The following is a 22848-nucleotide window of genomic DNA, read 5'->3' on the forward strand; positions in this document are numbered from 1 at the left end:
CGATCATATCCTTGGAGACCCCCGCCTTGAGCGGAAGCAAATGGGTCACCGATGTGGCGATCTCACAGGGGGAGTCGCTGCACGAGGTTGCCCAGATCACGGTGCTGCACCAGGTGCAGCGCAATTCGTCCCCCGCCGGGGGATGGCTGCTGGATGCTGCCGGCGTCGAGACTGAAGGCAGTGCCATCGCCCTCCGCTTCGGCGACACGGCGCGGTCGACGTCCTTCTACGGCTACGTCACGTCCGTGGCGATCAAGGGCGCCGACGTGCACCACTCCACGGCGGCCTCCGTCCTCGTCCCCGTCGTCTATACATGCCTCGGACCAACCCACCACATGCAGTCCCAAACCAACCGCCTCTGGACCACGGCGACCGCCTCGTACGCTGCACGCACCATCATCCGAGCCGCGGGCCTACGCCCGCAGGTGCAGCAGAGCAGCCGGCGCTTCGAGAACCTCCCCCAGCAGTCCGTGTCCGACTTCGCCTTCCTACGAGATCTGAGCGACGAAGTCGGCCTCCGGATGGTCGCCAACGGAACGACGATCTCGATCACGCATCCGCTGGTGTCGCTGCGCGAGTCGGGAGAGGAACTGCCGCAGTTCCGGTATGCCAAGGACCGGACGGACACAGTCAAGACGTGGAAGTCCACGGCTGGCCACCTCGACCCGCTCGGCGGTCGGCGCACCCGGCGCGAGGGGTACTCCTTCAACACGACCACACGCGCGCTGCTGCGTGTCGTCGCCGACGGCACGCAGGACGCCACGACGACCCAGTACAGCACCAGGCGCCCTTTCGCCAACCAGGCAGAAGCCCAAGAAATCCTCGCGGCGGAGGTGCGCAAGGACACCCTGTGGGTGCACGGCGAAGCGACCGTCGTGGGTGACTGCCGACTGCGTCCTGGTACGGAACTGGCGGTCGCCGGCGGCGCGCTCGGCCCCAAGGATGCCGGCGTGTGGATGGTCCGCTCGGCCACACACCGCATCTCCGTCGCCCCCAACCGGCCCGCTGCCGGCGTCTACCTGACCGACGTGGTCCTCGGTCGCAACCGGCTCGACGGACTGGACTCGGTACCGAAGGCCGGCCGGGTCGATGCCATCCCCGACGGCGCGGCGCTGATCGACGGGCGCTGGCGGGCGCACCACATGGGGAGGGCTTGACCATGGCGCTGACCTCGATGAGCAGCGACGTCTACGCCGCGGTCGTCACCCACGCCCAAGACCCGCAAGGCCAGGGCCGCGTACGACTGCGAATCCCGCAGGTGACTGGCAACGTCGTCACGGGATGGGCTTCCCCCACGGGGCAGGTCACCCGACAGGCCGTTGTGGGGGAGAGGGTGTGGGTGTCGTTCGAAGGCGGCGGCACACGGCTGGTCTACTGGACTGCCGAGCCCGGCCTGATTAGCGGAGCACAACTGGCCGTCGGCGCCCTCGACGGCATCACGGTCTCCGCGACCACCCCGCTGCGCAGCAGCGACTCCTGGACGGACCCGTCGTTGACCGCCGGGTGGGCGACCACGACGAGCTTCGCCGCTCAGGGCGCCGTCAACCCGCTCCAGTTCCGGAGGGACATCGAAGGCAGCCTGCACCTGTGCGGTGCGCTGAAGATCACCGACCCGGCGGCCTCCGCCGTTGCCTTCACCCTGCCTGCCGGCTACTTCAGCGCCAAGTGGGAGATCGGCTACCCGGTCGTCGAGGCGAAGGCCGATGGCACCTTCATCACGAGCTGGGGCTACGTCAACACCTCAGGTGCCGTCCACTTCGACAAACCCGCCAGCTTCACCCGCAACGCCGGTGACAGCTTCTACGTCAATGCGCGGGTACCGCTGAGTATCACGTAAGGAGAACCGTCCCTTGGCTGACACCTACTCGAACTACGCCGACCTCGCCACGCACAAGACTCTCGGCACGGACTACCTGATCTCCCAGCGAGCCGTCATTGGAGCGCGCGGCGCCCACATTGCCATCCACGGTGGCGAAATCGAGGCGCCCACCACACAACTCGCCGACCACTGCGCCGCGACGACCAACCAGAGCTTCTACACTTTCCAGGGCGTCATGAGCAGCGGCAACACAACGCTGCACGTCACCAGCACCCACTTCGACGAGCCCATCCTCTTCCAAGTCCTGCGCACGGTGGAGTGGACCGTGTCCTGGCACGGAGCCAGCGGCAGCGACCTCACCACTTACATCAGCGGCCTCGACACCGAACTCATCGACGCCATCAGGACCCGGCTGATCGCAGGCGGTTTCACCGTCGCCACAACTTCGCCAACGGAGAACGACGGCAACAACCCGCTGAACATCGCCAACCGCAACCGCCGCGGCCTGGGCGTGCATCTCGCACTGAGCCGGGGACTGCGCGAGAGCTTCTACACAGGTGCCGACCTGTCGCTGAAGTCGATTGCTGATGCCTCCCGGCGCACAGATGCCTTCTATGCCTATACCAGCGCTGTCATGGCGGCCGTCGCCGAGACACGGCCACAAAGCACCGCTGACAGTGACTCGGCAGCGCCACAGACGGCCCCGCCGGTTCCGTCGTCCCAGACCGTGACCAGCGTTGCCGGGTACCCGGGCGCCGGCACAGTCCAGATGCGCATGCCCTTCCAACTCGACGCCATGGGCAGGATCGCCGTGGTCACCAACCCCGACAGGATGCTCGTCCAGCGCTCACGCGCCGTGGTGGCCACCACGCCCGGCGAGTACGTCGGACAGCCGGAGTTCGGATCCAACGTCGCTGCTGCACTGTTCAGGCCCAGCGACCCCATCGCACCGGCACTCATCAACGACGCCGTACGCGATGCGATGGCCCGCTGGGAACCCGACGCCACCATCACCGCGATCCGCCCCGTGGCCCACGACGACCAGGAGGGCATCGTGGACGTCGAGGTCGACGTCGCCCTCACCACCACCCCAGCTGCGGAAGCGGTGCAGACGGAAAGCGTCCGAATCATGCCAGGCGGACAAGTCGTCGGACGTTCCCTATAACACCCAGGCTTTCACGCCTCATAAACTGATCCACATACGGTGCACGAATTGGGACCCATTCCGCTGTCTCAATTCAGGAGAACCACCGTGGCGGACCTCACGTCCAGCTCACCGGCTATCGACTACACCTCGCGGGACTTCGACGGCTTCCGGCAAGCCATGCTCGACCACGCCGCCCGCGTCTACCCGGAATGGTCCGGCCGCAATACTGCCGACTTCGGCGTCCTGCTCGTGAACCTTTTCGCGTACATGGGCGACATCCTCTCTTACTACGGGGATGCCGCCGCACGGGAGAGCTTCCTGGAAACCGCCACCCAGCGCTCCTCTGTCCTCGCCCACGCTGCGCTGCTCGGCTACAGACCAGCCGCAGCCGCCCCCGCCGTCGGCACCGTCACGTTCGTCACCGACACCACACAGACCACTGACGTCATCATCCCGACCGGCACACAGGTGACGACCGAGTTCATCGAGAGCCTCGACGCACCGCTCACCTTCGAGACGGACCAGGCAGTCACTGTGCCGGCCCGCGGCGGCACCGCGAGCGTCTCGGTAACAGAAGGCGTGATCGCGGGTGCGCAGCTCCTCACGCTCAATGCCAACAGCGCGTCGGAGACCCTCGTCCTCGTTGACAGCCTGGGGACCTCCGACGGCGTCGCCGGCCAGACGTTCACGCTGCCTTCCACTCCTGCGCTCGTCGACAGCGTCCGGGTGTTCGTCGGCAGCGACGCCATCATCGAGTGGCACGCCACCGACGACCTCCTGACGGCCGCAGCCACCGATCAGGTGTTCACGCTGACCAGCACCGACACCGGCACGGTCACGCTCACCTTCGGCGACGGCACGCTTGGCGCGATTCCTGATCGCGACGTCCCTGTGTACGCCGCGTACCGGGTCGGCGGCGGCAACCGCGGCAACATCGACGCCAACCAGGTCATCGACATCTCCCTCGGCATCGCCGGCGTCTACATCGCCAGCTCCTCCGCCATGACAGGCGGCCGGGACGTCGAGTCCACCGAGTCGATCCGCACCAACGCACCCAAAGTTCATCGCGCCCAGGACCGCGCGGTGAGCCTGCGCGACTGCGAGGACCTGGCACTGGCCGTGCCCGGCAACGCGAAAGCCAGAGCGATCGGCGCCCACTACAGTGCCATCACCATCGCGACCGTCGGCGCCGACAACTCGGTACCCTCCGGCGACCAACTCAGTACCACGGCCCGCTATGTGCAGGACCGGACCCTGACCGGCGTCTACATCGATGTGGTCCCGGGCACTTTGGTCGGCGTCAACGTCGGATCCGCAGCCAGCCCGGTCGTCCTCGGCGTCTACAGCAACTTCCGGGCCTCCGAAGTCGTCCTGGCCGCCCAGAAGGGACTCCAGGACCTCCTGTCCAGTCAGCGATCGTCATTCGGGCAACGCATCCCGGCATCCAAGATCTACGCGCTGCTCGATGCCATCCCCGGAGTGGAGTACGTAGCCATTCCCCTCCTGGCCCGAGCTGACGGACAGCAGACCGGAGCCCAGGACATCATCTGCCGCGATTGGGAAATCCCCGTGGCCGGCCAGATCTTCATCACCTCAGACGGCGGTCAGTAAGAAGGACGGGACACCCATGAGCAAGGTCTACCCAAATGCGATCCGCACGTTCCCGACCCACCGGGACGGCCGCGACTTTGTTTTGGCGGCCGACGTCAACGAGCTTCAAGACGAACTGACAGGCGTCGAGACGGCCATCGGCATCAAGCCGCAGACCTACACCGACGCGGCCGGCAAGGCGCACGCCTACAAGGACATCGCCAGTCGGCTGGACGCCATGCAGCGCTACGACGACCAAGTCGCCGCCAGCGTCAACCAGTTGGTCGACGCCAGCAACACCGGGTGGAACCTCCCCGTCGGCTCCGCCCGCTGCACCGGCACATCCATCGCGCCGACCGTCGACCAACTCGACGTGGACGTAACGAAGGACTGGCATCCGGTGACCTGGAACCGGAAGCTCACCGACGTGGGCCTTCCCGCCCCGCTGACGTTTTTCCCCTGGGGCAGCAGCAGCCCCACCATCACCTGCCCGAAGACCGGCTGGTGGATCATCACGATGCGGCTGATCGCCACCATTCCCAGTGGACCCAACTCCCTGGACCACATGTGCTACGCGCGCATGTACCTCTCCGACCACGGCACCGACGTGGCTACGGCAGAGTCGACCAACGCGCGCGGCACCCACGGCTATCACCGCGCCGACCTCACGTACAGCGGCGAGTGGTACCAGGGCGAGCGCCTCCAGATGCAACTCCGACACATGGACTCCATGCGCGTCCACAAGCGCGCGAGCTACCCGAATCCCGTCGGCAACATCACCGCCTGGGCCTGGTGCGGCCTGACCTACATCCGTGCCCTGCCTGGCGTCATGAACACCCGCCCCATCGACGACATCGATCCGGCGTTGCCTTCGGCCTGAACACGGCACACCCCAGGAGACACACATGGCCGTGTACGGCTACGACTACTACGGCAAGAGTTTGTACGGCGCCGACACGGCCGTCCACTACAGCGTCGAACCCGTCACCGCGACGTCCATTGCTCCCGGACACATCCAGCTCGCCTGGGGAGCCGCATCGCAGAATGCCTGGAGCGTCCTGCGGATCGTGCGCAACCCCTTCGGCGTGCCGGCGCATGGCGGCGACGGCACCGTGATCGCTGAGATACCCCAAAGCGCCCCCGGCCGCACTTGGGACGACATCGGACTACCCCAGGGCCGCGTCTACTACTACGCGGTCTTCCTCGGCGTCACCGCCTGGTCGAGCACCGCCACCTACACCACTGGCGACGTCGTCAGCTACAACGGTGTGCACTACGCATCCACCACAGGCAGCACCGGGATCACACCGGGCAGCAACAGCAACTACTGGGAGCCTTCCCCCCTCACCGAGGACTGGGTCCGGGCTGGCGCAGCCGCAGGACTATCCGTGCTCGACTGCGGATACGCGCTGCGCCTGTACGAATCGATCCCGCGTGCCTACCGGCTCGACACAGCCGAGGTCACCGGATACGAGGACGGCATCACCAACCCCGGGCTGTTCAAGTTCCTCCAGATCTTCGGCCATCAACTCGACACCATCGCCACCGAGACAAACGTCCTGCGGGACCTACGGCGCATCGACACCGCGCCGGACAGCGCCATCGAGCACCTGGCCCATCAGCTCGGTGTGTCCGCCGAGGTCAGTGACGAGCCTCTCCGGCGCCGGCTGCACACACACAAGGCCATCGGTTTGGCACGGAACCGGGGGACCAAAGCCGGGATATCCGAACTGGTCAACACCCTCACCGGCTGGGACGTCGAGGTCGACGACAGCAGCAACCTCATGCTCGACCAGGACCAGGCGGCATTCGCCCACCCGAAGTACCCGGAATGGGACCCCAACCTGACCTACCAGGGTGGTGATGTCGTTGCCTACAGCGGCGGCCTGTGGGTGGCAGTCAAGTCCGTACGCACCACGACATGGGCTGACAAGCTGAACGTCGCCGCGAGTTCGGGCACTGTCACGACGAACCCTTCAGGGGCATTCACCCAGGTCAATCTTCCATGGCTCCAGAGCATCAAACCGAACCTGCTGCTCACGGGCACGACCAACTCCTACGTCACAGTCACCTTCACCGTAGGCGCGGACGGCGTCTACGACCTGTCTACCAGCGCCATCGACGGCACGGCCTACGGCAAGACCGACTACTACATCGACGGCGCCAAGAGCAGCATCGGCACCATCGACCACTACCTCGGACTCCTCGGGGGTAACGCCCGCACCTGGTATTCCACCCGCTACCTCGGCCGCTACACGCTGACCGCTGGCACACACACCTTCATGATGAAGATCGTCGGGAAGAACGCCGCGGCGACGGGGTACAACGCCGGACTCCTCGACTTCACGGTCACCGGCACGGCAGACCCCTCACACGGCCAGGTGCCGGCAGCCGGCAGCGGATGGTGGAGCAGGGTCAGTGAAGCGACTCGGCTCGACGTCGGCGACGCAATGACCAACCCCATCACCCTGGCGCCCTCGACGTGGAGCCTGCAAAACCTCACGACCGGCGCCTACCCCCGCGGGCTGAGCGTGGCGGCGGGCCTGACTGCGGTCACCGGCACCAGCACCGACAACAACGCGGGCACCGTCACCAACCAGGGGGCATCCGCAGCGACCCTCGGTGTCCGTTCAGTCGGTACCCCCGTCGCACCTGCCTGGTCGTCAACCGTCGTCTACGTTCTCGACAACCTGGTCCGGGACACTAACAATGCGGTCTGGCGGGCGCTCGTCACGAACACTGGGATTTTGCCGGGCACCAACCGCGACGTGTGGGAGTACGCAGACACTCAAGGCAATGGCCCACTGCCACTGCCGACCATGGTCAGACAGTGGGGGACACCCCTCAGTCGGAGCCCCCAGTGGAGTCCCCAGGTCGGCTACCGAGCCGGCGACCGCGTCGCGTTCAACAACTTCGCCTACATCGCTCGCATCGACTCACGCAGCCAACAGCCCCACGGCGACGCAGCAGACACCAGCTACTGGACGTTCGCCGGTTCGGCGCAGCAGAGCTTCACCGTCTCCGCTTACACCAAGCTGCTCACCGGCACGACCAGCAGCGTCGCGCGGCCATTCGTCGAGTGGTACGACGAGCAAGGACGCCTGGTCACGACCATCTACGACCAGCGCACCGTCGGCCAGGGGTTTTTCCAGCGTTTCAACGAGCCGAACCCCAACCTCAATGGAGACAAGAGCTACTCCAGCAACAGCTCGATCTGGCGGACGCCGAGTGCTTGGATGACGAGTGGCACGTGGGTTGTTTCCGACGGCATGCTGTCGCCTGTCACGCCGAGCACCACCCCATACACAGTGTGGGCGTTGAACGCGATCCCGTGGGGTGCACCGATTGGTGACCAGCGCCTTTTTGTGACGTTCATGAGCCGGCCCCGCCTCGGCTCGGGCGCCGAGCACGGCATCGTCTTCCGCTGCACCAGCGACGCCTCCAGCTTCTGGATGGCCTCTCGTACCCGACTGACCAAGACAGTCGGCGGCACCATCACTGTCATGGCCACCTGGCCGGAGATCCTCGACGGCGGGCGGATCTACGTCAACCATGTGGGGACTCTGATCGAGGTGTACCAGTACGTCGGCCCCGGCGTCGCCCCTCGAAAGCTGGCCTCGGTCTCCCAAGCCGCCCCCGACGGCGCATACTTCGGCCTGCTCGAAAGGAGCCTGTGATGCCTGTCCTGTCCACCCAGCCTATCCAGGCGACCGCCACCACGACGGCCAGCGCCCTCGTTGTGGAGTACCCCGTGGTCATCACCGGGTCGGCCGCGAGCAGTACCAGCGGCACGGGAGCCATCACCACGCTCAGGCCGGCAGGAGGATTCGCCGACCTGGGTATCGCCAACCCCTCCTGTCCGGATCCGGCGATGTCCTGGATCGCAGGATCGGAGGCGCTGACCGCAGTGACCTCGACGTGGCAGAGGACCAGCCTCACCGCTACGTCGCCGATCGACTACAACCGCGGTGAGGCCGGCACGCTGTGGAACGGGGCCACCTACGCAAGCGTGGGTCTGCGCTGGGACAGTCTTCCGGCGTCCAGCTCGGTGGCGTTCGATCGCGTCCAAGTGGCCAAGGCGCCCTCGGGCAATCTCCTGGACCGCTCGGCCGCCTTCCACGACGACCACATGTGCTACGAGTCCTACAACGGCACCATCGCCACCCGGACTCAGGATCGGGCCATGGTCGGCGCCTACTCGGCCAAGAGCACCATCCTCTACATCCCCAGCGGCTCGACCGGCTGGAGCCTGGACCCGCACACCGATGCCCTGGCCCCGCTGAAGGCCGGCGGCGGCAGGATCACTGCCCGAGTATCGGTGTCGACGGACGTCCCGCGGACGTGGCGGGTTTGGGTCCGGTGCTACGACGCCAACTTCAAGTTGGTCTACGACGGGCTGTCCTCGGCTCCGGACAACACCAGCCAGCCGAAAGGGATCTGGTCAACTGCCCAGATCAGCATCACGGCGCCCAACACTGCTCTATACGCCTGCGTGACGCCGTTCGTGTACTACGGATCCGGCTCCCCCCAGATCGGCTGGATTTTCTATGCCGACGCCCACTACATCGCATACGAATCCGCAAGCGCTTCGTATCAGGTCCGGGATTGGGCTGCGCCGAGAAAACTGGGCATCAAGATAAAGCCGAAGCGGGTCAACCTGCTCAACAATCCAGGATTTAATTCCGGCGTCTCGCGCTGGGGGTATTTCGCGCCTTCTGGCGTGACGAATACTGTCTCCTGGGACAGCGCCGTCGGGAGAACCAAGGCCGGATCAATCAGGCTCCAGAGCCCCGCAGGCGGAACGCCCGGAGCCCAGGTCGGCATCGCGACGCTCGGGGGCATCAACCCCAACACCAAGGGGGGAGACCTGCTGCACACGGGCGTCCCTCACACCCTTACGGCCTGGGTGAACGTGCCGTCGGGGTACCCGCCGGTCAGCGCCGCTGCCTGGGATCCGCTGGCCGCGAGCTACCAGTTGGGGCCCAACTCGGATTGGATCAAAGCCAATCGTCCCGACCTAGTCGACGGTGACTGGGTCCGCGTCTACTACACCTGGACCCCACCAGCCACCAGCACTCGCGAGATTTACGCAGGCGTCATGGCGCCCAAGGCCACGTACGCGGCCAGTGCCAACGGTGTTGCCTTCTGGATGGATGATGTCCTGCTGGAAGAGGGTACGGGCATGGGGCAATTCTTCGACGGATCCGACCCGTCTGCGGATTACCTCTGGCAGGGATCCAACGACTCATCAAAGAGTTTCTATTTCCCCGGACGGGCCCGGCACGCAAGACGCCTCACCGAAATTCTCCAGGATAATGTCCCTTGGGGAACAACTTTCAACCTCGACTTCTCGTAGAAATTCCGGAGTGCCAATGGACCGAGTAAGCCTTGTCAACCTTCTGGTTGGTGCTGTCCTTCCTCTTCTGGTCGCCTTCGTCTCCAAGGAGGCATGGGCCGGTTGGGTCAAGGGCGTCATCCTCGCCGTGCTGTCCGCGGCAAGCGGCCTGGGTGCCGAGTACCTTGCCAGCCCCTCCACCTTCAACCTGACTGTCGCTGGCTGGAGTGCCGCCAGCGCCTTCGTGTTCGGCGTTGCTGCGCACTTCGGTGTCTACAAGGGCACCGCCCTCCAGGAGCTGCTCGCCAAGTCGCTCTACAAGGCGCCGGCCACGGCGGGTACCAGCGGCTGAACAAGCCCCGTCAGGCGACGAGCCCGCCCCGAATCCGGGGCGGGCTCACTTGTAGCTCAACTTGTTAAACAATTAGAACAATAAGTGCGTTAGGGTGTTGGTCAAGTTTCGATACTCGGCGCGTCCGTCCGAGCGGCGCGACGTGCCCGTACAAGGAGCACAATTGGCCACCATCCACATAGCCGTCGCTGGCTCCGGCCCCGTCGACAAGGACACCGTCACCGAACTGCTCGATGACTGGGCCCACATCGACAGCAAGGGCCACCCCACCACCGACGACGAGGTGAACCTCGTCCTCCCTGCCGCAGCCGACCACGTCACCCACGCGGTCAAGGCCGTCTACAACTGGAGCGGTGAAGTCGACCCCGAGGTGCCCTACACCGCCGTCGTCGCGCAGACCCTCGACAAGGCGTCCAAGGTCATCCGCGACCACGCTGAGGACGCCGTCCCGGCGAGGGACGAGGAAGTCACCACCGTCCTCGGCCGCACGCTCGCCGAGCGCGACGGCGATCGCTATCTGTTCGTAGCCGGCGACGAAGGCGACGACGACCTACGCGACCTGGTCGAGTACGCCCACGCCGAGGGCATCACCGTCCTGGACCTGCGTGACGCCCTCAAGCAAATCCACCCGCCGGAGCCCGAAGTTGAGGGCGAAGTCGAAGATCAGGCCGACGAGGAGCCCTGCAAGGGCGGCACCCAGTCCCTCGTCCCACTCCCCAAGCAGCCACCGGCCACCAAGCCGGAGGAGCCGCTGAAGGAGGAGGCCGCCGCACACCACGACGTTGTCCGCTTCGAGCGGTACCGTCCGCCGAACGCCGACGTCGTCGAGGTCCTGGAAGCCGTCACCAAGCACCTCCGCCTGGTGGACGAATCCAACGCCGCCGCCAACCTCATCGAGGTCCACTACCGCCCCATCACCATCCTGGCCATGAACGGCCTGGAAAGGGTCAAGGCCGCCGCCGTCCAGGCCGCCGAACTGGTCGAGGAGCCGGCGAAGAGGACTACCGGCAAGGTCCGCAAGGAGTGGCTCAACCCCAAGACCAATCAGTGGGAGCCCCTGCGCGGCCGGCCCCGCAAGGACGTCAAGATCCGCGAAGTCGCGGTCTGAGAAGGCCACCGAGCGGGGCGGCGCCGGCCGCCCCGCTTCCCCCATGCCCCGCTGCTCTTCCGAGGTGACCAGATGCGCCACGACGACTTCCCCGCCGGAACGCTCCAGGGCTGGGCCAACGCGCCCGTGAGCATCCCCCGCGAGATCGCCGCCGACGTCCGCCTGTCCAGCGGCGCACGCGGCCTGTACCTGTACCTGCTGACCCGCGAGGAGGGCGCCACCATGACGCCTGCCGCCCTCGCCGAGGAACTGCCCGACAGCCTGCCGAAAATCAACAGCTGGTGGATCGAGTTGAAGTCCGCCGGACTGATCACCTCTGAGGGTGGCCGGTGACCGACGAACAGCAGGACCGGCTCCAGGCCCACGAGTTGTGGGTGCAGACCCCGCACGTCTTCATCCTCGACCACAAGATCTCCGACGCCGCCTTCCGTATCGGCTGTCTGCTCGCCAAGTACGCCGGCGCGAACGGCTGCGCCTTCCCAAAGCAGTCGACCCTCGCCAAGGACCTCAACTGGTCCCTGCGCACCGTCTCCCGACGCATCACCGAACTGCGCGAGAGCGGCTGGCTGCGCAGCGAACGGCGCTGGTCAGGCGGTCCGTGCAACTACTACTTGGCCACGCCGGAGGAGATGGGTTACGCCAAATCTGGCGTAGGTGTCACGCCAAAAGTGGCGCAACAAGAAGGAGATTCAAAGAATCTCCTTCCTTCGGAAGGGCCGCACGCTCCGCGCACGGCGCCGCGGCGGACCTCCAGGCGAGCCGAGGAGGAGCGGCGGGCGGCTGAGGAGGATCAATACGACCCGGCCAAGGCCATGGGCCTGTGGGACGACGAGACGGCTGCTCGGCCCGACTCGGAGGACGCTCGCGGCGGTTGGGGTGCCGTCCGGCGCGACGAGGGCTCCAGTAGTCGCCGGCCTGGTCCTGACACCGGTCCTGGCCTGGCCCGGCACTGGCGCGAGACCGTCGGGGCGCAGTCGTGGGCGTTTGGCCTGGAGTCCAACGTCAAGGCGCTCGCCGCCCACTTCGTGAAGCTCAAGCAGGCCGGCTTCACGCCGGACGAACTGCGGGCGATGTCGGAGCTGTACGCGACCACGGAGGGCCTACGGAACTCCCGTGCCCTGGCGTGGCGCGACTTCATCGGCAAGCGCGCACTGCTCATCGACGCGGTGCGCAAGGGGCGTGAGGCGGGGGCCGTCAACGAGCGCCCGGCCGAGGTCTACGACGGCTGGGATGAGCCTGCGCAGCAGGAGCCGTCGGATGACAGTTGGTCTTGGTGAGCAACAACTTGTTATTCAAAGTGAGCAACAAGTTGTGATTCAATGTGGTCCTCACCCCACCCCAAGGAGGAGGACCGTGCAGACCGCTGAGCAGGCCAGGGACGAGAGCTTGGTCTGGCGCACCGCCCGCATTCCCGTGAAGCACTGGGGGCACGGAGCCGACGCCATCGATCAGATGCAGCCCGACATCCGGGCCACCATCCAACAATTCATCGCCACCTGGAACCAGCGCTACATCCCGCTGGACGCGACGATGGCCCAACTCCCTGAGGATCGCGACCTTGTTGGCAGGGGGTTGCTCCTCTTCGGTAACCCAGGCAGCGGCAAGACCACCACCGCATCCGCCGTCCTCACGACCATTCGGCGCACATACGGTGTCGCCGTCGTCTTCGTCCCGTTCGCGGACTACACCCAGGCCCTGATCGACCACCGCAACATGCGGGACCTCTACCAGGCCACGGGGGACGAGTTCGCCCGCGAGAAGTTCATGGCCCTCCAGAAGCTCTTGGAGAAGGTGCTGACCTGCGCCCTGGTGGTCCTCGACGACATGGGCAAGGAACACCACACCAGCTCGGGATTCGCCGCCGATGTCTTCGACGCACTCATCCGCGGCCGGCATCGCAACGGTCGTCCAACCATCCTGACCAGCAACAACAAGCCCGGCGACTGGGACAAGGTCTACAACGTGTCCATGCAGTCCTTCCTCACCGAGGCATGCGAGGTCGTGCAGATGACCGGAAGGGACCACCGCCGTGCATAAGCACGTGGTCATGTTCAGCAGCGGAGCAGGCTCCTGGGCAGCGGCCCGGCGCGTCGCTGACCAGCACGGAAGCGAAAACCTCTACCTCGTCTTCTCCGACGTCAAGGGCGACAACCCCAGCCCCCATGCCGGAGAGGACCCGGATAACTATCGTTTCCTGCGCCAGGCTGCATGGGACCTCAACGGCCAACTGGTCTGGTTGAACGAGGGTCGAGACATATGGCAGGTCTTCCACGACGACCGCTTCCTCGGCAACACTCGCCTCGCCAACTGCTCGAAGATCCTCAAGCAGCGCCCGGCACGCGAGTGGCTGGAGGCCAACTGCGATCCGGCTGAGACCACTGTCTACGTCGGCATCGACTGGAGCGAAGCCCACCGCCTTCCGGCCATCGTCCGTTCCTACGCGCCCTACACGGCCGTAGCCCCCCTATGTCAGCCGCCCTACCTCGACAAGGACGACATCCTGGCGCAGCTCCGTGAGCGCGGCATCAAACCGCCGCGGCTCTACAACCTCGGTTTCCCCCACGCCAATTGCGGCGGCTTCTGCGTCAAGGCCGGCCATGCCCAGTTCAAGAATCTGTTGAAGGTGATGCCCGAGCGCTACGCCTACCACGAGCGGAACGAGCAGGACCTGCGCAACCACCTCGGAAAAGACGTGGCGATCCTCCGGGATCGGCGTGGCGGTACCACCAAGCCCATGTCGCTTCAGGAGTTCCGAGAACGCGTCGAGACCGAGCAGATCAACATCGATCCGTACGACGTCGGTGGCTGCGGCTGCTTCGTCGAGGACGAGAGCACTGCCGCGTGACACCGCACGCCTGCACGTACGAGCACAACTTCGAGTTGCCCGCCTGGATGCCCCATCACCAGGTTCACCGCATCAAGCGCTCTGGAGTGGCAGTAATCCTCGCTCAGATGCGAGCGGACGGAGTCGAGCCTGACTGGTCCACCCTCCGTCTCTGCGTCGAGTGGCCCCGACGTACCGGCAAGACGGTCCTGATCAACACCATCATCAAGGCTCTGAAGGAGGAAGCGCGTGAGCGCGGTCCTGTCGCACGAGCATAAGCTCCTGTGCAAGGTCATCCAGACCGGAGACATCACCACGGTCCTCAACGCCAAGATCCGGCCGGGCCACATCACCAACGGCGAGATCCGGCGCGTGTTCGAGGACATGATCGCCTACAACGCCGAGTACGGCACGGCGCCCACCCTCGACGCTGTTCTCGCCGACCACCCCACCTTCGAAGTCGCCCAGGTCGACGAGCCGATCGACTACCTCATCGACCGGATCCGCGGCCGGCGCCGCACCGCTCTGACCGAGCGCGGCCTCAACGCCGCGGTCGAGGCACTCGTCGGCCAGGGCGACACCGACCACGCCCTCGACATCGTCCGAGCCCTCATCAGCAAGGTCGCCGAAGACAGCCCCATCGGCAACGACTTCAACTGGGCCAAGACCGTCGATGACCGTCTCGCCACCTACCGCTCGTACGCCGAGCGGGAGGAGGGGGAGCTGATCGGTCTTCCTACCGGCTTCCCCTCGCTCGACCGGCTCACTCTCGGCCTCCAGGCCGGTCAGATGGTCACCCTCACGGGCCTGGAGAAGTCCAACAAGACCACGACCCTTCTGGCCATCACCCGCGCCATGCACTCTGTCGGCGCTCGACCCCTGCTCTTCTCCTTCGAGATGAGCGCCATGGAGATCTCCGAGCGCCTGGACGCCTTCCTGGCCGGCATCAGCCAGCGCAAGCTCCGAGCCGGCGAACTCAACGAGTTGGAGTGGAAGCGCCTGGAGAAGGCCATGCGGAAGCTGGAGGGGATGGGCGACTACATCATCGCCGAGGACCCTTCCGCCCGGATGACTCTCGACAACGTCCAGGCCAAGATCGACGAGTACCAGCCGGACGCAGTGATCATCGACGGTGCCTATTTTTTCGTGGACGCTGTCTCCGGTGAGCAGCAGACCCCGCTGGCCATGACCAACATAAGCCGCGGCATCAAGCGCATGGCGGCCCGCAACGGGCTGCCGTTCGTTGTCACCACGCAGGCCCTGCGCAGCAAGCTCGGCTCCAATGGCCTCAACTCCGGCTCCATGGGCTACACCTCGGCCTTCGCCCAGGACGCCACCCTTGCGCTCGGAGTCGAGCAGACCGACGACCCCATGTTTTACAAGCTCAAGGTCCTCGCCGGCCGCAACGTCCCCAAGGACGAGTGGTTCGTGAAGCTCGACTGGGAGTCCGGCTCCCTGATCGAGCAGCAGGGCGACCCTTTCGGCGAGGAGGCGAACGACGATGTCCCGGCGTACGCGGGCTGGTAGCGAGGACCTCCTCGACGCGCCCATCCCCGGCGACGTCATCTCGGCGCTCGGAAAGCTGGGCATCGAGATCGTGGGGGAGGACTCGGAGAACTGGCGCATCCCCTGCCCCGCACACCTGCGGCGGAAGGGAAAGGAAGACCGGAACCCTTCGTGCTACGTACACAAGGACACCGGAGTCTTCCTCTGCTTCTCCTGCGACTTCAGGGGACCATTCGTCCGGCTCGCCAAGGAGATCCGCGGTCAGGGCGAGGACGACGCCGTCCAGTGGGTGAGCGACCAGGGCGTCATCGACCGCGCGGTGCGCCTCCTTGCCGGAGAGACCTTCGCCAAGAAGCGGGAGGCAGAAGAGGTCACCGAGTCGCACCTGGCGCTGTTCACCGAGCCGCCGACCAAGGCTCTCGACGCCAGGGGCATCACCGCCGAGGCAGCGCTCCGCTTCGAAATCCTCTGGGACCCGAAGCGGAAGTACTGGATCTTCCCCGTCCGGGACGAGCGCGGGAAACTTCTGGGCTGGCAGGAGAAGGGGAAGGGGCACTTCCTCAACCACCCGGAAGGCATGCAGAAGGGTGACTCGCTCTTCGGCCTCCCGGCCCTCGACGGTGAGGAGGGTGTGCTCGTCGAGTCGCCCATCGACACCGCGGTCCTGTGGACGGCCGGCATAGCGGGCGGGCTCGCGAGCTACGGCGCCATCCTCACGCCGAAGCAGTTCCACATCCTCGGTGGGCGTCTCAGCCGTCTGGTCGCCGCCCACGACAACGACCATGACGGCAAGCGCGAGCGGCGCAAGGTCTTCGGCCACTTCCACGGCACTGGGCTGATCGTCCGCTACTTCGACTACGGAGACCTCGCGGTGAAGGACCCCGGCGAGATGACGCCCGAGCAGAACCGGGCCGCGTACGAGAACGCCTATCACCCGATGATGCGCCGCCTGTCGGCCTTCGGGAGGCGCTGATGTTCACCGGTGTCCTACACCCCTACCAGGCCGACGACGTCGACCGCATTGTCGACCGCGGCTCGATGCTCGCCGCCTACGGCATGGGAACGGGCAAGACGGTGATGGCTATCGCGGCAGCCGAGATGCTCATGGACACCGACCGGCGCATCACCTGCATGGTCGTCGTGCCCGCCGCCCTGAAGTGGCAGTGGGCCGAGCGGATCGCCCAGTTCACCGACGTCGACACCCGCCAGCGTGCGGTCGGCAAGGCGCACATCGTCGTCCCGGCGGACCACCACTGCACCGTCATCGACGGAACCCCTCAGCAGAAGAGGAAGCAGTTCGACTTCATCCGGGAACAGAAGCCGGACTACGTGGTCACCGCCTACGAGAACTTGGTCCACGACTGGACCGACGTCCGGAAGATCCGGCCGGGCATCGTCGTCGCCGATGAAGCCTCGTTGATCAAGACGTTCAACGCCGGTCGGACCCGGAAGATCAAGCGCATCAAGAGCGACCACCGCATCGGTCTGACCGGAACGGTCATGGACAACGGCAACCCGGAAGAACTCTTCTCGATCTTCCAGTGGGTCGACCCCGAAGTGCTGGGGCCATGGGAGTACTTCGACCCCGCCTTCATCGTCCGCAGCAAGGGGAAGGGGCGAGCCGGCTTCCCCGTGGCGTACAAGAACCTTCCTCTTCTCCACCAGAAGGTCTCCGTCGCGATGGTGCGCAAGACCCGCGAGGACCCCGAGGTGGCGAAGTACATGCCGACGGTCGAGCGCAGCAACGTCCTCGTCGACCTTGACCAGGCCACCGCGCAGGTCTACCGACGCATCGTCAAGGACGCCCTGTTCGAGATGTCCAAGGCGGCCGGCCACGGCTCGGGCAGCATCGACCTGGCCGCGCTCTACTCGGGCAAGGCCAAGCCCACCGAGGACACCGCCCAGGGCCGCGTGATGGGCAGGCTCCTGGCCCTGCACATGCTGGTCAACCACCCAGGACTCATCAGGGACTCGGCGGAGCGCTACCTGGCCGGCAAGGGCGGCAGCACGTACTGCCTCACCCTCGCGGAATCCGGGGTGCTCGACGAGCTGGACCACTCGCCCAAGCTGGAAGAACTGACCCGCCTCCTGCGCAAGGAACTGATGCGGGACCCGGACCTGAAGATCGTGGTCTTCTCGTTCTTCAAGGGCATGCTCAAGCTCATCGGCGAGGCCATGCCGCAGCACCGCTCGGTGATGTTCACCGGAGACCACAACGCGCTCAAGAAGGCAGAAGCCAAGGCACTCTTCTCCTACGAGAAGGGCGTGCGGCTCTTCCTGGCGTCCGGTGCCGGCGGCTACGGACTCGACCTTCCGGAAGCCCGCATCCTGATCAACTACGACCAGAGGGACAGCGCGGGCGCACAGGAGCAGCAGGACACCCGGCACGTCCGCGCCTCCAGCCAGCACGCCACCGTCCAGACCATCGACTTCATGGTGGCCGGCACGGTGGAGGAGCGACGCAGCCAGCGCCGGGAGTTCAAGACCCGTACCGCCTCCGCCATCCTCGACGGCCGCGGGGCCGACGCCGACGGCCGGGTCGTCAACGACGTGGAGACGCTCAGGGAGAACCTGGAGCGCTCTCTGCGTCAGCTGCCGAGGGCTGCGTAGCCGCCAACGCCTCGACCTGGTCGGCGAATTGTGGCGGGACGAGAAAGCCGGCTGTCTTGCCGTGGCGCGTGATCCGGGCGAACTGGCCGTTCCACTGAGTCTGGTCGAGGTGATCGGCGAGGTCCTGCCGAAGATCCCTGACCCCAATTTCCTTCATTCGAGCAGCGTACCTAGCGCACACAGAGTACGTTGTGTACACAATAGAGATCACCAAACGGACGACGGCCCTGGGCGCGCACCCAGAGCCGTCGAAAACAGGAGCCGTAACTCCCATGAAGAACCCTATCCGGCGCCGGCCGAAGCCGTACGCCAAGCAGCAGGAGCGCATCCCCGGCGAGCGCTTCACGATCTACTTCGTCATGACGATGACCGTCGCCGTCATCCTCCTGGCGTTCCTCTTCGACTTCGGCAACGTCTGGGCGCTCGCGGCCCGGCTCGGTGTCCCCGACCACGTCCAGGCCCTCGTCGCCCCGGCCGTAAGTTTCTCCTACCTCGGCCTCATGGTCGGTCAGCAGTACCTCGGCCTGCGCGGCTGGAGTGACGCCGAACTCCGCCGGCCGCGGATCTGGCTCGGCCTCATGGGTGTCATGACCTACGGCCTCAACTGCGCCGACGCCTTCATGCGCCACGCCTACGGCGAGGCCCTCTTCGACGCCGTGATGCCCACCCTCCTGCTGATCTGGGGCGAGATCGGGCCCTGGCTCATGCGGCAGGTCCACATCGCCCGCACGGAGCACGCCGAGGCTCAGACCGGCACGCTGCCAGCGGTCGACGACAACCGGGTGGATCACCTGGCGCGCACCGTCGAGGAGCTGCTCGCGGAGTTCATGGCCAAGGACGTTGAGCAGGGGGCGCGCAAGAAGGGCGGCCGGCGGGAGTCCAGGCTGCGCCCCACGGCACGCCAGTTCATCAAGCAGTGGCTGGCTTCCGGGAAGACGTACGACGACCACCCCGCCGCCGCATGGCACAAGGTGCTGGTGGCCGAGATGGGCGAGGGCGACGCTCCGACCGTGGTCCGCTGCCGGCAGATCATGCGTGACGAGTTCCCGGCGATCGAGGCGGAGTGGAAGGCCGTCAAGACCGACAAGGGCAGCGTGGACGAGCGGATCGACGAGATGGAAGAGGCGCTGACCGCCTGACGCGCATCGAGGGCCCCGGTGGACGTGCGAGCCGCCGGGGCCCTCTGCCGTCTATCCGAGCCTCACATCTTGTTACTCAACTTGTTCTTCAACTTGACCAACAAGAGTGTTAGTCTGTGATCAGTCGCCAGGGCGAGCCCCCGATCTGCGGCGGTCCGCGATACCGCGCAGTCAGCCACCCTGGCGACTACTCACCTACACGTACTTGAGGAGACGGCGTGGATTTCTCTGACGCCCCGGCAGGGTCGGTTCTGACCGCGAACACGCCGGAATCCGCATTCGAACGCAAAGCCGCCCAGTGGGCACTCATCAAGGCCCGCGTCGACACCCAGACGACCCTGCTCAACCGGCTCCGCGACGACATGACCGCGGACCTGCGCGAGGTGGGCATTCAGGATGAGAAGGGCAGCTACCTCATCGAGCTGCCGCGCCCGCTCTCGGTCGGCGACAAGCAGTTCAAGGGCATGAAGTTGGAGCGCTACACCATCCAGGGCTCTGACGAGAACGAAGCCGAGGTCATCGCCCGCGATCTCGACGTCCAGGCCAAGGAGCAGAACCGGGAAGCCGCCGTCTACGAGCGGCTCTTTCCCCTGGTCAGGCAGTTCGACGCCCAGGAGGCATACGTGCTGTACCAGGAAGGGCTGCTGACGGACGAGCAGATGGACCGGATCTTCCCGGAGACGGAAGGCTTCCGGTTCAAGCGGGTGCCGGCGTGACGAGGGACTGGGACAGCGAGTTCGCCGATATTGCCGGCAAGCCTCCGACGCGGTTCTACCCCGGCTCCACCCGACGCATCTCGCGCCGGCCGGTGCGCGCCCAACTCGACTCACCATCAAGCGAGTTGACCCGTCACGACCACCCGGACCGGTGGGACTCCAAGCCGCAGGTCAAGCCCTTCGCCGGCGGATACCGCGAGTTCTTCGGTATCGGAGACCTCGCGAAGGCTCTGCGACGCGACGCCGTGACCATGCGCAAGTGGGAGGCGACCGGGGTCATCCCGAAGGCCACCTACGTCATCAGCGGCAAGACCGCCAACGGCAACCGACGCCTCTACACCCGCGACCAGATCGAGGCCATCGTCCGGATCGCCGAAGAGGAAGGGCTGTTCGACGGCGACCCCCGCGGCATTCGACTTTCCGACACCCGCTTCACCGAGCGGGTCAAGGAAGCATTCGAGCAGCTCAGGCACAAGGAGGCGGCGTGAAGCCGGTCGTGGAGTACGAGAAGACCGTCACCGAGCGCTACAACCTCGGCTCGTACGAGCACATCGAGGTAACCGCCCGGGTCAAGTCCGACGACCCTCGGATCCTGGACGACGCCATCGACGAACTCCTGGCGCGTGAGCGGCAGATGGCGGCCGAACTCACCACCGAAGAGAACAGCTTCGCCCACGTACACCCCGCCATCACCGACGACGAGGACTGATATGGCCCGAGCCAATCTCGACGACATCTTCGAGAACGACGCCCCTGCCGCCGCCCCACGAGCCGGACGCAGCCGGCGAGACGTGCTCGACGACGACGCTCCCAAGACACGACGCGGCCGAAATGCTCAGGGCCGTGAAGCAGCCTTCGACGAGGACGACGACACGCCGAAGGCGCGGCGCACCAATACCGCGCGTAAGCAGGGCGCACAGGGCGGCTGGGACGCCTTCGACGACGTCGCCGGCAGCGGCGGGCAGAACTTCGAGGCCAAGAACGAGATGCGCCTGGAGATCACCAAGGATCCTCAACTCATCCGACTGCTGGAGCCCGAGCCGTTCGACTCCTACGAGTTCCATTACGTCCGAGAGATCACCTCGGGCAAGCGATCCTTCCGGGGCCTCGCGCCGAAGGACGACTGCCCGCTCTGTGACGACCTCGACCACTACGGCCGCAAGGTCGCGGTCTTCAACGTCGGCCTGTGGGACGAGGACGACGAGAAGTGGGTCCACCGGGTGTGGGAGGTCGGCATCCGTGCCGCCCGCGCCCTCCAGGCCATCGCCAAGGACCCCAAGAAGGTCGGCAAGGACCACGTAGGTGACCTCACCGCGCCACAGCTCTACATCGCCGTCCACAAGACCGGCAAGGGCACCAAGACCGAGTACCACGTCGAGGCAGTCAAGGCCCGCGACGTCGAGTCGGACTGGGACGCCAACGAGCTGAACGACGACGACTACGCGCGCCTGTCCAAGTCCCTCTACTCGGACGCCTGGGAGCGCCACTGCACCCGCGCCGAGCTGGAGGCCGCCGTGCAGACGGTCCTCAACGGCGTGGACGACGACGAGGACGACGACTAGACCACCTGACCGGCCGCTCCCCACCTGTACCTCTCTCCTCCGGGTGGGGAGCGGCCCCGCTCCTGAAGGACAAGCATTTGCCGATTCTCGGCCTGTGCGCGGGATACGGAGGACTGGAACTCGCCATCGAAGCGCTCACTGGCGACCAGACGGCCTTCGTAGCCGAGATCGAACCTCATGCCTCGAAGATCCTCGCGCACCACCACCCCGAAGTCCCCAACCTCGGAGACATCACCACCATCGACTGGCACCAGCTCATCGGCCTCGTCGACATCGTCGCAGCCGGCTTCCCGTGCCAAGACATCAGCAACGCCGGAAAGCGAGTGGGTATCAATGGCACGCGGTCGGGTATCTGGCGGAATGTCGCCGAAGCCATTCGCATACTTCGACCGCGAATCGTCTTCCTGGAAAACGTCGCCGCGATCACCCGGCGAGGACTCGACCAAGTACTCGGGGACCTGGTCGCGATCGGGTATGACGCGCGGTGGGTGTGCCTTCGAGCTTCCGATGCCGGAGCAGCACACCGCCGCGACCGGTGGTTCTGCGTCGCCTACCCAACTGTTCCCGACGCCCAAGGCGCCTGACCGGCCCGACGCGGACAACGTGATCCTCTTCCCGACACCCAGGGCCAGCGACGGCCCCAAGGGCGGACCCAACCAGCGCGATAGCAATGGGAACTACACAGCGCTTCCTGGCGCGGTGGTACACCTCCTGCCGACTCCGATAGCAGCGGACTCCCGATCGTCGGCGAGTTGGCGCGCGGACGGAAGTCCGTACACGGAAGCGCGCGCACACCCGACGCTTACGGACGCAGTGAGACACCTGCTGCCGACTCCGCTCACACGGGACTGGAAGTCCGGCAGCACGAACCTGGGGACCGTTGGCCGGCCCTTGTCAGAGGTGGCCCTCCTCCTCAAGACGCCAACCGCGAACCTGGGCAAGAACGGCGCTCCGCAGGACCCCGAGAAACGTAGGAAGGGTGGGCATGGGCCCACCCTCGACGACGAGGTCAGCTTCCTTCTCCCGCATGCGTCTGAGGCATCGGAAGCAGAACCAGAAGGGTGCCAGTCTCCCGATGACTGGTGGGGCGAGTACCTGCCCGCGATCCGCCGATGGGAAGACGTGACTGGCTGCCCGGCT

Annotated in this window: 22 protein-coding genes; all 22 read left to right on the forward strand. The window is 65.9% G+C overall.

Going from position 1 to position 22848, the window contains the following annotated elements; all coding sequences use genetic code 11:
• Window positions 1–26: 26 nt before the first annotated feature.
• The 22 genes from ACJ6WD_RS10950 (at window position 27) to ACJ6WD_RS11055 (ending at window position 22292) form a co-directional block, all read left to right on the forward strand.
• The gene (locus ACJ6WD_RS10950) at window positions 27–1157 is read left to right on the forward strand and encodes a hypothetical protein (RefSeq protein WP_366408078.1); all 1131 of its coding nucleotides are present in this window, start codon (window positions 27–29) and stop codon (window positions 1155–1157) included.
• Window positions 1158–1159: 2 nt separating this feature from the next.
• Entirely contained in the window at window positions 1160–1837 is a 678-nt protein-coding gene (locus tag ACJ6WD_RS10955; protein WP_407615681.1) for a phage baseplate assembly protein V, read from the forward strand.
• 13 nt (window positions 1838–1850) lie between these two features.
• The gene (locus ACJ6WD_RS10960) at window positions 1851–2984 is read left to right on the forward strand and encodes a poly-gamma-glutamate hydrolase family protein (protein WP_407615682.1); all 1134 of its coding nucleotides are present in this window, start codon (window positions 1851–1853) and stop codon (window positions 2982–2984) included.
• A gap of 87 nt (window positions 2985–3071) precedes the next feature.
• Entirely contained in the window at window positions 3072–4577 is a 1506-nt protein-coding gene (locus tag ACJ6WD_RS10965) for a baseplate J/gp47 family protein (RefSeq protein WP_407615683.1), read from the forward strand.
• A 16-nt stretch (window positions 4578–4593) separates the two neighbouring features.
• Entirely contained in the window at window positions 4594–5436 is an 843-nt protein-coding gene (locus tag ACJ6WD_RS10970; protein ID WP_366408082.1) for a hypothetical protein, read from the forward strand.
• Window positions 5437–5461: 25 nt separating this feature from the next.
• Window positions 5462–8233, forward strand: coding sequence for a phage tail protein (locus ACJ6WD_RS10975; RefSeq protein WP_407615684.1), 2772 nt, complete (start codon window positions 5462–5464; stop codon window positions 8231–8233).
• On the forward strand, window positions 8233–9912 hold the full coding sequence (locus ACJ6WD_RS10980) for a hypothetical protein (protein WP_366408084.1): 1680 nt from the start codon (window positions 8233–8235) through the stop codon (window positions 9910–9912). The genes ACJ6WD_RS10975 and ACJ6WD_RS10980 overlap by 1 nt, the downstream gene beginning before the upstream one ends.
• A gap of 16 nt (window positions 9913–9928) precedes the next feature.
• A complete protein-coding gene (locus ACJ6WD_RS10985) occupies window positions 9929–10243 on the forward strand; it encodes a hypothetical protein (protein ID WP_407615685.1) in 315 nt (104 codons plus the stop codon).
• Window positions 10244–10406: 163 nt separating this feature from the next.
• Entirely contained in the window at window positions 10407–11351 is a 945-nt protein-coding gene (locus tag ACJ6WD_RS10990; RefSeq protein WP_407615686.1) for a hypothetical protein, read from the forward strand.
• Between the two features lie 72 nt (window positions 11352–11423).
• A complete protein-coding gene (locus tag ACJ6WD_RS10995) occupies window positions 11424–11684 on the forward strand; it encodes a hypothetical protein (protein ID WP_366408087.1) in 261 nt (86 codons plus the stop codon).
• On the forward strand, window positions 11681–12628 hold the full coding sequence (locus tag ACJ6WD_RS11000) for a helix-turn-helix domain-containing protein (protein WP_407615687.1): 948 nt from the start codon (window positions 11681–11683) through the stop codon (window positions 12626–12628). The genes ACJ6WD_RS10995 and ACJ6WD_RS11000 overlap by 4 nt, the downstream gene beginning before the upstream one ends.
• Window positions 12629–12704: 76 nt before the next feature.
• Window positions 12705–13388 carry an ATP-binding protein gene (locus ACJ6WD_RS11005; protein ID WP_366408089.1) on the forward strand — a complete coding sequence of 228 codons (684 nt, stop codon included), beginning with the start codon at window positions 12705–12707 and terminating at the stop codon, window positions 13386–13388.
• Window positions 13381–14196, forward strand: a complete 816-nt coding sequence (locus ACJ6WD_RS11010; protein ID WP_366408090.1) for a hypothetical protein — start codon at window positions 13381–13383, stop codon at window positions 14194–14196. The genes ACJ6WD_RS11005 and ACJ6WD_RS11010 overlap by 8 nt, the downstream gene beginning before the upstream one ends.
• Window positions 14197–14424: 228 nt before the next feature.
• Window positions 14425–15702, forward strand: coding sequence for a DnaB-like helicase C-terminal domain-containing protein (locus tag ACJ6WD_RS11015; protein ID WP_407615688.1), 1278 nt, complete (start codon window positions 14425–14427; stop codon window positions 15700–15702).
• Window positions 15677–16654, forward strand: coding sequence for a toprim domain-containing protein (locus ACJ6WD_RS11020; protein WP_407615689.1), 978 nt, complete (start codon window positions 15677–15679; stop codon window positions 16652–16654). Before ACJ6WD_RS11015 ends, ACJ6WD_RS11020 begins: the two co-directional genes overlap by 26 nt.
• A complete protein-coding gene (locus ACJ6WD_RS11025) occupies window positions 16654–18291 on the forward strand; it encodes a DEAD/DEAH box helicase (RefSeq protein ID WP_407615690.1) in 1638 nt (545 codons plus the stop codon). Before ACJ6WD_RS11020 ends, ACJ6WD_RS11025 begins: the two co-directional genes overlap by 1 nt.
• Window positions 18292–18563: 272 nt before the next feature.
• The gene (locus ACJ6WD_RS11030; protein ID WP_407615691.1) at window positions 18564–19430 is read left to right on the forward strand and encodes a hypothetical protein; all 867 of its coding nucleotides are present in this window, start codon (window positions 18564–18566) and stop codon (window positions 19428–19430) included.
• 218 nt (window positions 19431–19648) lie between these two features.
• Window positions 19649–20146, forward strand: coding sequence for a hypothetical protein (locus tag ACJ6WD_RS11035; protein WP_407615692.1), 498 nt, complete (start codon window positions 19649–19651; stop codon window positions 20144–20146).
• Window positions 20143–20634 (forward strand): hypothetical protein, encoded by a 492-nt coding sequence (locus tag ACJ6WD_RS11040; protein WP_407615693.1) that lies wholly within the window; start codon window positions 20143–20145, stop codon window positions 20632–20634. The genes ACJ6WD_RS11035 and ACJ6WD_RS11040 overlap by 4 nt, the downstream gene beginning before the upstream one ends.
• On the forward strand, window positions 20631–20855 hold the full coding sequence (locus ACJ6WD_RS11045; RefSeq protein ID WP_407615694.1) for a hypothetical protein: 225 nt from the start codon (window positions 20631–20633) through the stop codon (window positions 20853–20855). Before ACJ6WD_RS11040 ends, ACJ6WD_RS11045 begins: the two co-directional genes overlap by 4 nt.
• A gap of 1 nt (window position 20856) precedes the next feature.
• Window positions 20857–21708, forward strand: a complete 852-nt coding sequence (locus ACJ6WD_RS11050; protein ID WP_407615695.1) for a hypothetical protein — start codon at window positions 20857–20859, stop codon at window positions 21706–21708.
• Between the two features lie 77 nt (window positions 21709–21785).
• Window positions 21786–22292 carry a DNA cytosine methyltransferase gene (locus ACJ6WD_RS11055; RefSeq protein ID WP_407615696.1) on the forward strand — a complete coding sequence of 169 codons (507 nt, stop codon included), beginning with the start codon at window positions 21786–21788 and terminating at the stop codon, window positions 22290–22292.
• The last annotated feature ends 556 nt before the right edge of the window (window positions 22293–22848 follow it).

This window comes from Streptomyces sp. VTCC 41912, from assembly GCF_045799175.1.
Lineage (GTDB): Bacteria > Actinomycetota > Actinomycetes > Streptomycetales > Streptomycetaceae > Streptomyces > Streptomyces albulus_C.

What these genes read in the sequence shown, in the direction of transcription:
- ACJ6WD_RS10955 (WP_407615681.1), top strand. Translation starts at nt 1,160, where the DNA reads ATGGCGCTGACCTCGATGAGCAGCGACGTCTACGCCGCGGTCGTCACC.
- ACJ6WD_RS10970 (WP_366408082.1), top strand. Translation starts at nt 4,594, where the DNA reads ATGAGCAAGGTCTACCCAAATGCGATCCGCACGTTCCCGACCCACCGG.
- ACJ6WD_RS10975 (WP_407615684.1), top strand. Translation starts at nt 5,462, where the DNA reads ATGGCCGTGTACGGCTACGACTACTACGGCAAGAGTTTGTACGGCGCC.
- ACJ6WD_RS10980 (WP_366408084.1), top strand. Translation starts at nt 8,233, where the DNA reads ATGCCTGTCCTGTCCACCCAGCCTATCCAGGCGACCGCCACCACGACG.
- ACJ6WD_RS10985 (WP_407615685.1), top strand. Translation starts at nt 9,929, where the DNA reads ATGGACCGAGTAAGCCTTGTCAACCTTCTGGTTGGTGCTGTCCTTCCT.
- ACJ6WD_RS10995 (WP_366408087.1), top strand. Translation starts at nt 11,424, where the DNA reads ATGCGCCACGACGACTTCCCCGCCGGAACGCTCCAGGGCTGGGCCAAC.
- ACJ6WD_RS11020 (WP_407615689.1), top strand. Translation starts at nt 15,677, where the DNA reads ATGTCCCGGCGTACGCGGGCTGGTAGCGAGGACCTCCTCGACGCGCCC.
- ACJ6WD_RS11025 (WP_407615690.1), top strand. Translation starts at nt 16,654, where the DNA reads ATGTTCACCGGTGTCCTACACCCCTACCAGGCCGACGACGTCGACCGC.
- ACJ6WD_RS11030 (WP_407615691.1), top strand. Translation starts at nt 18,564, where the DNA reads ATGAAGAACCCTATCCGGCGCCGGCCGAAGCCGTACGCCAAGCAGCAG.
- ACJ6WD_RS11050 (WP_407615695.1), top strand. Translation starts at nt 20,857, where the DNA reads ATGGCCCGAGCCAATCTCGACGACATCTTCGAGAACGACGCCCCTGCC.